Source organism: Pedobacter sp. GW460-11-11-14-TSB4, assembly GCF_059423705.1.
Genome location: NZ_JBWKYI010000005.1, coordinates 21962 through 34640 on the forward strand (window position 1 = coordinate 21962; position 12679 = coordinate 34640).

Annotated in this window: 9 protein-coding genes; all 9 read left to right on the forward strand. The window is 36.7% G+C overall.

All coding sequences use genetic code 11. The features are described 5' to 3' along the window. Positions 1 to 48 precede the first annotated feature (48 nt). Positions 49 to 792, forward strand: a complete 744-nt coding sequence (locus AC07YT_RS06805) for a hypothetical protein (RefSeq protein WP_086545339.1) — start codon at positions 49 to 51, stop codon at positions 790 to 792. Positions 793 to 822: 30 nt separating this feature from the next. Next, positions 823 to 2496: a DUF5008 domain-containing protein gene (locus AC07YT_RS06810; protein WP_086545340.1), complete on the forward strand. Its 1674-nt coding sequence runs from the start codon at positions 823 to 825 to the stop codon at positions 2494 to 2496. Positions 2497 to 2522: 26 nt separating this feature from the next. After that, positions 2523 to 4265 carry a hypothetical protein gene (locus AC07YT_RS06815; RefSeq protein WP_494945247.1) on the forward strand — a complete coding sequence of 581 codons (1743 nt, stop codon included), beginning with the start codon at positions 2523 to 2525 and terminating at the stop codon, positions 4263 to 4265. 16 nt (positions 4266 to 4281) lie between these two features. Beyond that, positions 4282 to 6240 carry a M60 family metallopeptidase gene (locus AC07YT_RS06820; RefSeq protein ID WP_086545342.1) on the forward strand — a complete coding sequence of 653 codons (1959 nt, stop codon included), beginning with the start codon at positions 4282 to 4284 and terminating at the stop codon, positions 6238 to 6240. An 11-nt stretch (positions 6241 to 6251) separates the two neighbouring features. Then, on the forward strand, positions 6252 to 7940 hold the full coding sequence (locus AC07YT_RS06825) for an alkaline phosphatase family protein (protein ID WP_494945248.1): 1689 nt from the start codon (positions 6252 to 6254) through the stop codon (positions 7938 to 7940). Positions 7941 to 7972: 32 nt separating this feature from the next. Beyond that, complete coding sequence (locus tag AC07YT_RS06830; RefSeq protein WP_086545344.1) at positions 7973 to 9604, forward strand: vitamin K epoxide reductase family protein; 1632 nt, start codon at positions 7973 to 7975, stop codon at positions 9602 to 9604. A gap of 197 nt (positions 9605 to 9801) precedes the next feature. Beyond that, a complete protein-coding gene (locus AC07YT_RS06835; RefSeq protein ID WP_086545345.1) occupies positions 9802 to 10122 on the forward strand; it encodes a hypothetical protein in 321 nt (106 codons plus the stop codon). A 47-nt stretch (positions 10123 to 10169) separates the two neighbouring features. Continuing rightward, the gene (locus tag AC07YT_RS06840) at positions 10170 to 11729 is read left to right on the forward strand and encodes a hypothetical protein (RefSeq protein ID WP_086545346.1); all 1560 of its coding nucleotides are present in this window, start codon (positions 10170 to 10172) and stop codon (positions 11727 to 11729) included. 4 nt (positions 11730 to 11733) lie between these two features. Then, complete coding sequence (locus tag AC07YT_RS06845; RefSeq protein WP_086545347.1) at positions 11734 to 12678, forward strand: hypothetical protein; 945 nt, start codon at positions 11734 to 11736, stop codon at positions 12676 to 12678. Position 12679: the final 1 nt, after the last annotated feature.

Here is a 12679-nt window from a genome sequence, read left to right on the forward strand (position 1 = left end):
CAAATTTATACCTGCTGGTAGCTTCATTAGCTTTTAAAATATAAGACAATGAAAAATAAAGATAAGACGCTATTATTTTCCCTAATCTGTATGCTATTGGCATTAGCCAGTTGTAAGAAATACTATCAGGAAACTGGGGTTCATGATGCAAAATATAATGGAAACATACTCCAGTATATGGAAGAAAAAAAACCATTCTTCGATTCTACTCTAACTGTTATTAAACTAGCAGGTATGGCTGATGTGGTTAGCAAAGAAAATATCACATTTTTTGCTCCGCCAAGTGGCTCTATTTATAAATCAATTAAACAATTAAACGTATATTTAAGGGTACAGGGTAAAGATACGGTATCTAAACTTTCACAAATCAAACCTTTGGTATGGAAGAATATACTTTCTCAGTATATCTTTAAAGGCGCGAGCCGCTTGAAAGATTATCCACAGCGCGATACATTATCTTATCTGGCTTATCCAGGCCAGGGTTATGCCTCTTATGGGAACAGGATTATGAATATTGGTGTAATTTTTAACGATGCTGTAGTCTACAATGCTGCGGGAGCAGAAATATCAAGAGTTTCCTATGCAGGCTATCGCCAGTTATACCTGGCTTATATCCCTGATTTATCGAACCCACAGGTGTCATTGATTAATATTCCGGTAGCAACTTCTGATATACAGCCTACAAACGGTGTTTTACATGTGTTAACCAAGAGTAAACACAATTTTGGCTTTAATACATACACGTTTATCGAACAGGCCATATCGGCAGGTATAGATCCGGCAACGCCATAGTTTAATATTTCACTCGTAAATTGAATAAAAATGTTAAATAACATAAAATATAAATTTAAGGCCCATTTGTTTTTGGCAATATGCCTGACAGCAACTTTTGTTTCCTGCAAAAAACAGAATGGTCTAACAGAAGATCCTTACGCCGGGGGTAAAAAACCTTTGGATATTACTTTCGTTACTAAAACTATCGAACCAGATGTGGTAAATGCGGGCGAGGTGTTAAGCGTAAAGGTAAAAGGATTGAATAAGTATATCAACGATTTTAAAGTATACGTAAATGAAGTTGAAGCCGAGGTGGTTACAGGATCAACTAACGATAGCACATTAACCTTTAAGGTTCCAATTACTGCCAGTACAGGTAGTATGTGGATTACCTCACAAGGACAAAGCTTTTTTGGCCCATTGGTTAAAGTGGGGGGTAAGGTAAGTGTAGATCCTACATGGAAGGTAATTAATGGCGCAACAAATAGTACGGGTATGAGCACTGTGTATGATATAGAGGGCTTAGCAAACGGTAACTACTTTGTAGGTGGAGCCTTTAATAATTTCGAATTAAAAGGTACAGAGAAAGTGCCAATAGGAGGTATTGCTCAAATAACCGGAGATGGGGCTTATACCACAAGTGGAGTCGCTTTTGGTAAAGCAGCTGGTGGTGCTGGCAAGTACATTAATTCGATTACAAGAATTGCAACAGGTAGCCAGGCTGGTAAATTTATTATTGGTGGTAGTTTTACCTCTTTTAATTCTACACGCCCGAACCGTCAAACGTTAAATAATGTGGCAAGGTTAAATACCACTGGATCATTGGATAGTTTGGTGCTTACCAATGTTATTAATCCAAAACCACAGGAAATTTATAAAAATGGTGATACTGTCAGTGCATTTAATGCCGGTGTAGATGGGCCAGTTAGGAAAACATTCGTTTTTGGCGAGCAAGTTTACCTTGTTGGTAGTTTTAATAATTATAAACGAATGTATCTGCCAAACTCTAGTTACGATGAAAAGGTTTACGATTTAACCAGAATGCGCCAAATGGTCAGGGTAAATATGGATGGTACGATGGATTCGACCTTTCATTATAACAAATCTACACGCCAGAGTGCTGTAGGTGCAAATGGGGTAATTTTAGATGCTATGATGCAGGCCGATGGAAAATTGATCCTGGCGGGTACTTTTACCACATTTAATGGTGTACAGGCCAATAGAATTGTGAGGTTAAACTTAGATGGCAGTGTAGATAACAGCTTTAGTGTAGGGGCAGCGGCAAATGGAGATATTTACTCGATCAGATACAATGCTAATACCGATAAAATTGTAATCGCAGGCACATTTACCAGCTTTAACGGAAAAGCATCTGCTGGTGTTAACTTACTAAATGCAAATGGTTCTAACGTTACTACGTTTAATCCGCTTCCAATAACAGGGGGCATAGCTACTTTCGTAGGGCAGCTTAATAACGGTAAAATAATTGTTAGCGGTTCTTTTAACAAATACGGCGATTATTTACGGCAAGGATTTATGGTATTAGAAAGCAATGGACAATTGGCTGTTGGTTATAATAATACAGGAGGTTTTCAAGGTACAGTTTACGATATGCTCGAAACTTCAATCAGTACTGGTTCGCAAGTAATTTTGGTAGGAGATATTTTGCGCTTCAACACCTTTTTACCACGCAACTTATTACGCCTAACTTTTTCTAATTGATCAATATAGTTTCAAACATAATGAATATGAAAAAAGGATTTACATTAACTATTGCCCTAAAATGCTTTGGCTTAGCTTCGGTATTTGGGCTTATCCTTATGGCTACCGGGTGTAATAAGGATTTTGAAAATACATTGCCACAAACTTTTAAAAATGATACTGCAGGGCTGGGTGCCGGTAAAAAGGTGCTTTACATTGTTTTAGATGGCGTAACTGGAGCAGCAATTAAAACACTTGCACCTGCCAATATTGCAACTATCAATGCTAAAGCATTATATACTTTTGATGGACTTGCTGATGATAAGCGAAATGTTATTACGAATGCAGCCGGATGGACTAATATGTTTACGGGCTACGATTATACTAAAAGTAATGTAACTACGGAGGATTTTGCCGGACTTAATTTGGCAACTACGCCTACAATTTTTACACGTATTAAGAGCTCATTAAGTTCATCAAGAACTGTTTCAATTGCATCAACTCCACTTTTTAACGATAAGCTGGCTGGCGATGCAACCATAAAACAGAACGTATCTGATGATGCTGCAGTAAAGGCTGGAGTAGTAGCAGAGCTAAGCACAAATAATCCAACCATGGTGGTAGCACAATTTCATAGTGCTGATGTTGCAGGTGCAGCCAATGGCTATACTGCAAGTACGCCTGCTTATGCAACTGCTATTCAAACTATTGATGGGTATATTGGCGAAATTTTAACAGCATTAAAAGCTAGAAAAGGATATTCTGGCGAAAACTGGTTAATCGTTGTCGCTTCTAACAAAGGTGGTGGTGTATCAGGCGGTGGTGCAGGTTCTAATATTTACAACGATCCTTCTAGAAATACCTATGTAGCATTTTATAACCCAAGATTTTCAAAAACATTGGTTAATCAACCAGATCCAAGTTCTTATCCTTTTACAGGTTCGGCACTTCGCCTAACTTCAACTGTAGCAAACAATGGGGTGGCAGTACTTTCTGATGCCAATATTGGTGATTTTGGTACCACTGGTGATTATACTTTTGTGTTAAAAATTAAGAGCACTGCAAGTGGCGCTAGTAACTATGCCCATTTTTGCGGTAACATGAGTAACTATACTGCCAGAGAAGGGTTAAACAGTACAGGCTGGGATTTAATGACCTGGGGCGATTCTTATTACTTAAGTTTTGCAGGTGGTTATACCATTTCGGCCGGTGCAGTAATTAGAGATGGTAAATGGCACACACTTGCTTTTAAGTTATTTAATGAAGGAGCTGTACGTTATGTGTCTTTATTTCAGGATGGCAAAAAACTTACCAGCGTAGATATTACCGGTAAAAACTTAACTAACCCTGCTGCCCTACACATGGGGGCCGGAAAAGCAACAGTTGCAACGGATGGTACTGATTTATGGTTTAGGGATATGGCTATTTATAATATTGCCATGACCGATGCCGATCTGATCGCCAATATGAAAAAGGAGATTTCATTTACAGCGCCTAACCCTGATAAACTATTGGGATGGTGGCCATCAAACGAAGGTACTGGTCTGGTATTAAAAGATCTTTCAGCAGCGAAAAAAGACTTTGCAGTAACCGGAAGTGCAAGCTGGGCATATTTTCTTGAAGTTTCGCCTGTTGTAGGTGGTAATATTACCGATCTGGCCTTTAAAAATGTTCCAAATGGTATTGATATTCCAGTATTAATTTACAACTGGCTAAATATAGCTGTACCGCAACAATGGGGCTTAATGGGTAATTTGTTTACCCCAACAATAGTATTACCAACTAATTAACTTAAAAATTGATAAAATGAAAATTAATCAGTTAACTAAAATATTTGGCCTATCTCTTTTAGTGGCATTTACAGCCTGTAAAAAGTATGGCTACGAGGTACCAGACGGCTATCCAGATGATTCACAGAATGTGGCAGAAGGAACTGTTGATACCAATATGAAAGTAATAGATAAGTCTATGTATGCTAAGGCCAGGGTATTCCCTGGTTTGGTAGATCAATCAGAGCCTAGGGTTAAAGACGCCCAGTTTACTTTGGATCTTAACTTTACCGATCAAACTGCACAGAATTTAAGAATTTCGGTTGCACCTTCTCCACAATATAGTACAGGTTATTATGCCGCTCCTGGCGAACTCATTAAATTGGTAGTTCCTGCAGGAGTAGAGGGATTAACTGTACAAATAGGGGCACATACCGATAACCTTGGAGGTAAATCTCCATTGTTGCGCGATCCGGTAATTTACAACAGAAAGCTATTGGTTGCAGGAGTTAATTATATACGCAACTTGTATGGTGGGCATATATATATATTGGCTTCTTTTGCCTATGCTAATCCTGTTACTTTTAGTATTAGCGGTGCCGTAGTATCTCCTGATTTTATCTTGGGCCAGAGTGTTGATGCGGATTGGGTTGCTAAAGTAAAAGCCTCGCAAGTACCTTGGTTAGAATTAAGGGCTAAACGGGTTATTTTTACAATTCCGAGAGATAAGGTTATCGCTACATTTAATTCTGTAGAGCCTTTTACCAATCCATCCTTAGCCTTGACTAAATGGAATGATGTATTCGATTTAGATTATAACGCCTGGATGGGTTTATCAGATAATGCTCCTGATATCAGAGACCGTAGTCCGCAAAGTCAATGGCGCGGTGTATTAGATATCCAGTTAACTAATGGTTATGGCCATAATGGATTTCCTTTTGTTGGTACTAATGATAGTGAGTGGTTCAGAAGTTTTACAAGTGTGAAAAGCTTGAGCACCAGTGAAGGGCAATGGGGTTCTTACCACGAATTTGGACATAATTGTCAGCAGGGTAGCGTATGGAGCTGGAGCACTTTAGGCGAAACGACTAATAACTTGTTCAGCTTTAAAGTAGCTAATAGAATTGGTGCAAATTATAATATTCTACACCCGGCCGTTTCAAGCGGTTTCCCTAAGGCAATTACTTATGCCAGCGGTAGCGGAGCAAAAAATTTCGATACCGATGCGGCCATGAACGCAGTAGATGAAGCGCCGTTTATGAAAATGACACCTTTTGTACAGATTTTTGAAAAATATGGTTATGGTGCAATGACTTATCTTTATTCAGAAGCCCGCCATGCAGATAGATTAAATTCTAGCGATATTACGAAGCATAATTTTGTGTACGAAAAGCTTTCTGATTATACCAAAACAGATTTGTCTCCGTTTTTTGGCGCATGGGGAATTAGCGTTAGTGATGCAGTAGTGGCAAAGGTTAATGCAAAATACCCACTTTTAAAAACCGCAATATGGACCTATAATCCCTTAAATAAAACTGGTGGTACAGGGACCATTACTTATAATACTACGGTAGTATCAGTTAGTTCCTTTTATACAGGTGACGGAACTGCGGCTGCATTAGTAGACGGTGTTGTAAGTGCTTCTTCTTACTGGCATTCTAACTATGGTACAGCAACACCAACCAATACTGTAGGTTATCCTATCAATATTGTATTAGGTACCGGATCGCCAGTGCCGATTGCAGTTAAAGGTGTAACCTTTGCACAAAGACAAAATAATAGTGGAGGGTATGTAAAAGATGTAGAAATATTTGCCAGTAACGATAATGTAAATTACGTGAGCGTTGGCACTACCACTTTACCACAAAATACCGCAGTTTACAATTTTAATTTCCCGGCCGGTAACATAAGTACAAAGTTTATAAAGGTGGTGATTAAAAGCGGGGTTAATGCTACCTATGCTAACTTATCAGAATGCAATCTAATTAAACCTTAATGGCGCTTATTATGAAAATTAACAATAAAATATATAACATACTTTTAATTTTTTGTGCAGTAGGCTTATTTGGCTACACGGGTTGCAAAAAATACAATAATCCTTCAGCTATTTACGAAGACCTGAAACCGCTCTCTGTTGGTCAGCGTAAGGTATTGGTGATTAGTATTGATGGTTTAACAGGTACCGAACTGCAAACTGTTGCACCAACCAATATTGCAACATTGCAAAAAAACGCTAAGTATTCTTACAATACTTTAAAAACTTCTTCAGATGCTGCCGGATGGGTATCCATGTTAACTGGTACAGGTTTTTCAAAACATCAGATTAGCAACGATAATTTTGAAAGGAGCCAAACCGGGAATAATGCCCATGCACCAATTGTTTCTTATCGTAATGTATTCGATTATGTTACCCAGTATAAATCTGTAAAAACAGCTTTTGTTACGCCATGGGCTAATCTGCGTAGCTATATGCGTAATGCAGACTTTTTGCCTGTAGTATCAACGGATTTAGCTGTTAAAGATAGCACAATCAGTATTCTGAATAACCAGGCAGGCTTAGGTACCATGTTTGTGAATTTTAGAGATGTAGAAGCTGCTGGTGACAATGGTGGTTATGTGGCAACCAATGCCAATTATAAAAATGCAATTGTTAAGGCAGATGAATATGTGGGTAATATTTTAACTGCATTAAAGGCCAGGAAGAATTTTGCAAACGAGGAATGGCTTGTAATCGTGACCAGTAATCATGGCGGTAGTAGCGCAAACCCTACAAATGGCTTTACGCTATTATACAATCCATCTTTTAAACCTTTTGAATTAAAGAAATCGGGTTTTAATACCATAAGATTTAATAATACTTCCGTACTGGCTACCGTGCCAAACGATAACGGACTGTATGATGCAGGTACCGATAAAGATTTTACTGTGCAGATTCAGGTAAAGTTTAATTCGAATACGCGTTATCCAGCATTTTTATCTAAGAGTGTGGGAATAGATGGAACTACGCAAACAGGTTGGTTACTTTTTACTGATAATGCCAATTGGACAGTTTCAGTAGGTGGCACGCAAAATGGTTCTGGTACAGGTAGAACGCAGATTTCTGGAGGTAGCCCATTAGCTGATTTAGCATGGCATACTTTAACTTTCACTGTTAAGCGTGTAAATGCTACTACCCGAACATTAACAACCTATACGGATGGAGTACTTAATAATAGCGGCAATATTAATGGACATAAAAGCTTAACTACAGCAGAACCTTTAAAAATCGGTTTCGTTAAGGTAGACGGAAGTGGTGCAGCAGACTTTTATGCTGCCAATTTGTGCTATTTTAATACTGCTTTGGATGGAACTGTAATTTCGGCAAATAAAGATTTGAAAGATATTACCAAGCATCCTAATTATACAAATCTTATTGGTTTCTGGCCAGTAGATGAAGGAACTGAAGGATCATTATTTAATAAAGCACCTACAGGATACGGAATGGTTTTAGCGGGTCCTTATGTATGGGGAAGTTTAGCCTCACTATATCCTCCAGGAACAACTGCTGAACCTATTACTTCAACATTGTCAATTCCATCAACAGTGAGCGACGTATCTGCATTAACCTTGTATTGGATGAAAATCAATATTCTTCCCGATTTTAGTTTTGATGGTAAACCGTACCTTAAAAACTTTGAATTAGAATTTTTAAAATAAACCCAAGGCATATTCTGATAACAATTTAATTTATGAACGCTCTCAACAAACTCCGTCAGCGAGATGACAATTTATTTACTGTTATTAAGGTTTTGCTGAAAGAGGTTGGTGTTAGTGTGACAGATACTTCTATAAGAGAAAAACTTAATTTCCATCCTGATTTTCCATCTCTGCTTTGCATAAAAGATGTGATAAACGATTTTGGAATTAAAAGCCTGGCTATACAAAGGAATGAAGAATTTAATCTAGAAGATTTCGAAATCCCTTTTATTGCTTCAATTCAAATGGAGGGATGGGAAAAACCTTTTTTTACTTTAATTAATAACATTGAAGAAAATGAAGTGAATTTTTTTCATCCCAGAGAATTGAAATGGGTAAGGATGAATGCAGAAGAGTTTAACAAAATTGAACTTGGAATTATTCTTCTTGTAGAAAAGGGCCAAAACGCTGAAGAAACCAATTATAAACAAAAAAGAAAGGCAGAATTATTAGCTTCTGTTATAAATCGAAGTCCGATATTCCTGCTTATCTTTTTTGCTGTTGCTGGTGTAGTCCTTTCTTATGATGAGCAAAAAGTAAATCTTTACTATTTAGCCTTATGGGGACTCAATTTTACAGGAACCATTGTCTCTGGTATTATCCTGGCGCTGGATATGGAATTAGAAAACCCTTTCTTGAAGGAAATGTGTTCAAGTGGGAAAAAGGTTAACTGTTCTGCTGTATTAAATTCTAAAGGCGCTAAATTTTTAGGCCTCAGCTGGTCGATAATTGGGTTTAGCTATTTCTTTTCTAGCCTTTTTCTACAAATATTTGGGGTGTCAAGCCAGGGATACCTGGGCATATCAGCTGTACTTTCGTTTTTAAGTGTGGCTTACATTTGTTACTCTCTTTACTACCAACTAAAAATTGCTAAACAATGGTGCGCTTTGTGCCTGGTAATTCAGGCTGTTTTATTTGTGCAATTTTTGATCCATCTTTTAAACAACCATGCGTCGTTACTTGAGTTAGCCTCATTGATAGATTATTTTCAATATGGATTAATTTTTACTTCAGTTTTACTCATCACAAACTTTATTGTTCCTACAATCAAGAAAGCCAAAACCGGGCAGCAGTATCAAAAAAAGTGGGTAAAATTAAAATTAAATCGAAATGTATTTTGGACTTCACTGGAACAGCAAAATGCTATACCAAAATTACCAGAAGACTTAGGCATTATAATAGGTAAAAAGGATGCCAGATACGAAATTATTAAAGTATGTAATCCATATTGCAATCCTTGCTCAAAAGCACATCCACATCTCGAGTCTTTGGCAGAGGGTAGTAATGATATTCGATTGAGGATAATATTTACTGCTTACGATCATGAAGCAGATTTACGGGCGGCACCTGTAAGGCATTTCCTGGCAATAGCCGCAACAAGATCTGAAGCTGACTTGAAATTAGCATTAAACGATTGGTACAATGCGCCAATAAAAGATTACGACAAATTCGCGGCGAAACATGTTATTTCTGATGATTTAAAACAGTATGGTAGTAAAATCACAGCAATGCAAGTGTGGTGCGAAAAGATGAAAATTAGGGCAACACCAACGGTTTATGTTAACGGTTACAAACTAACTGAAAATTACCGTATCGATGAACTAACAATGATCTTGGCGAATTAAATAACAGGGTAGAACTGTATTAACGCCAAAACAAAAATAATTTTAAAACAAACCAACATATAAACCTCAGGAAATTAGCACTAATTGAGCGATGATGTACCCAGGCTGTACATACTAGTTCGGTAACTACAACCTAAGCTGTAGACATAAATCATTAATAACGCAACCAGAACGTAAGTTCTTAAATTTTAAATTAAATGAAAAAAATTAGCTTAAGCCAAATTGAATTATCGGGTATGGAACCACTGTCTCGCGAACAATTAAAAAATGTATTGGGTGGCGACGGGCCAACTACTCCAGATCCGGGTGATCCAATAACAACAACTACAACTGTTGGCGAAGATGAAGGTGGGAGCGGTGGCAGTTGCAGAATTCCTACCGATGGACCACACTCACAATACTATGTTGGTACTCAGGCTTATGTAGATGGTAGTTGTGGCCCAGCGCCATGGTCTCCATCGCAATCCATTTGCTATAATTCTACCCACAATATTTATATCTACGGTTGTAACTGGTAATTAAATAAAATCAAATAAGGGTTAGCTTAGGCTAACTCTTTTATATTATGATCTATCTTTCAGCACAACCCGATTCTATTTATTTTATTTGGCAATTAGAAATACAATTGCGAAATTTTAATTCATTAGGTATTCCCAAATCAGCAATTCATGTTTTGGTAGGGGTTGATCCTAAGGTTGGTTTACAAAAGCAGTTTGACGATTTTATTCAATCCTATCAGCATCTCGCTAATTTCTTTATTTATACAGACACAAGAGATAAACGAAAATATACCTCGTCAATAAGGCCACACATTATAAAAAAACATTTCGGAGAGATGGTTTCTCTTCAACACGAAGTTATATTTTATCATGATTCGGATGTTTTGCTAAGTAGGGTGCCGCAAATAGGAAAGTTATACGAAAATGGTGTATGTTATGTTTCGGATACCAGAAGTTATTTAGATAGTGCATACATCATTAAATCAGGTTCAGAAAAATTATTGGAAGAAATGGCCACAATAGTGGGTATTCCTGTTTCTACAATAATTGCCAATGATGAAAATAGCGGTGGTGCGCAGTATATTTTGAAAAATTTGACTTACCAATTTTGGGAAAAGGTAGAGGCCGATTGTGAAGCCTTGTTCGATATAATGAATGGTTTTAACAAACAGTTATGGCTTTCTGATTACCAGAAGCGGAAAAGCTACCGGACTGAAGACCGTGGTATACAGGCATGGTGCGCAGATATGTGGGCTGTTCTGTGGAATTTATGGTATTTTGGAAGCAAGGTTCATATCCATTCAGAATTGGAATTTTCCTGGCCAAATAGCCCTATAGAGAAATGGGAAAAATTAGCTGTTTTTCATTATTCAGGCCATCAACATTATGATGATAGTATTTTTAAAAAAACAAAATACATTAATTTCAAGCCATGGTACGACCAAAAACTCAATAGCATCTCAGAAAAAGTATGTAGTTATAAAATTTTAGATGCCATAGAAGAAATAAGGACAGAATTGGATGAGGGAAGGATTCAGATACCTCAAACTTGTATTGTTCTGGTTGTTGATAAATATCAAAAAAGCAGTTTAGACTGTTTACTCGGATTACAACAATACATTAACAAAAAATTAGAATGTAATATTCATATTATTTTAGAAGACTTTAAGGGTATCCCATTTAATGTTAATGATTTAGGTGGTAATGATAATGAATTTCTAGATTTTGAACGCCTAAGACAAAAACTTAATGATGCGCATTATACTGAAATAATATTTTGGCCAATTCAATACCTGTTGAGTGAAAAAGACCTCCTCAATAATTTAAATATCCTAAAAGCTAATGCAGCAAATTTTAGGTGGGCAACATCATCTGTTGTTAAAAAAATAGATTTAATTTTCACAAAGGCGTTTATAGATATACTGGATGAAGATTTATTAACAATGAACCTTAACAAATTTGAACTTGTTAAAAATCAACCTAAAAGCCTACTCTTCATAAAAAAAGATTTTTTACTTAAAAAATCCCAAGGCTCCCATCACTATGAGGAATTCGTAGCTGGATTAGGCCTCACTACGGACACCCACCAGATAAATAATTCAACACTTTTCATATTAACCAAATAAATAGATGGATAAAAGATTAGATCTTGGTATAAAAAGTGGTCTGGCAAACCAGATATTATGCGGATTTGTTTTAGGCGGAATTTCTGGCGATGAAGGACTGAAGGAGAATTCAGAAAAATTATTAGACCAACTGGGCGAAGAGATGGGTGATTTAACAGATTATACATTTAACACCGGACTGACAGGTATAGGATGGATGATAGAATATTGCATGCAGCAAGGTTTTCTCGATATTAATACCGATGATGTTTTGGAAGATTTGGATGATAACTGTTATAAAAGAACTTTAATTAACCTGAGTAACAAACGCTATGATATTGATGAGTTACTTGGCTTAACAATTTATCATTTAATTAGAAGTAAAAGTAAAAATGTAGGTGCACATTATTACAGGCAATTTATTCATATCGAATGTGTAAAATTATTAGCCAGACACTTAAATAAGTATCTGACAGAAAATTTAAAAAAAATAAAAAATGGCAAGAGTTTATCAATAGATAAGCTGAATGATATCACCAGGGTGATGTTAAAAATCTCTCATTTAGTTGGCCAAACAAAACTCGAAAAAATATTCGAGACAGCATTTTACGCCACAATTGATAATTTCCGATCGTTTTACCAACACCTTTTGTCGGGTAAGTGCTCCGCAAGTGCAGAAATTGCGTTGCATAGACTTATTTGCTTTAATTTACTGATGGTAGTAACACAATATGATCACCCAATGTGGATTACTGAATTTGAAAGTTATTTCAATAGGCTGAGTGAAATTCAAATTAATCTGGACAAAACCTATAATGAGAAGCAACAAGTTTTAGAAGAGATGTTTAACCATTCGAAGATTGCAAATGCCAAGTTACCTTACTGGTTAAATCTCGATAAGGGAAGGGAACTATTGAGTTTCTTTTTGTCTAATTATAGTCTTTTTAAAGTAACACCACATTTTAATTAAC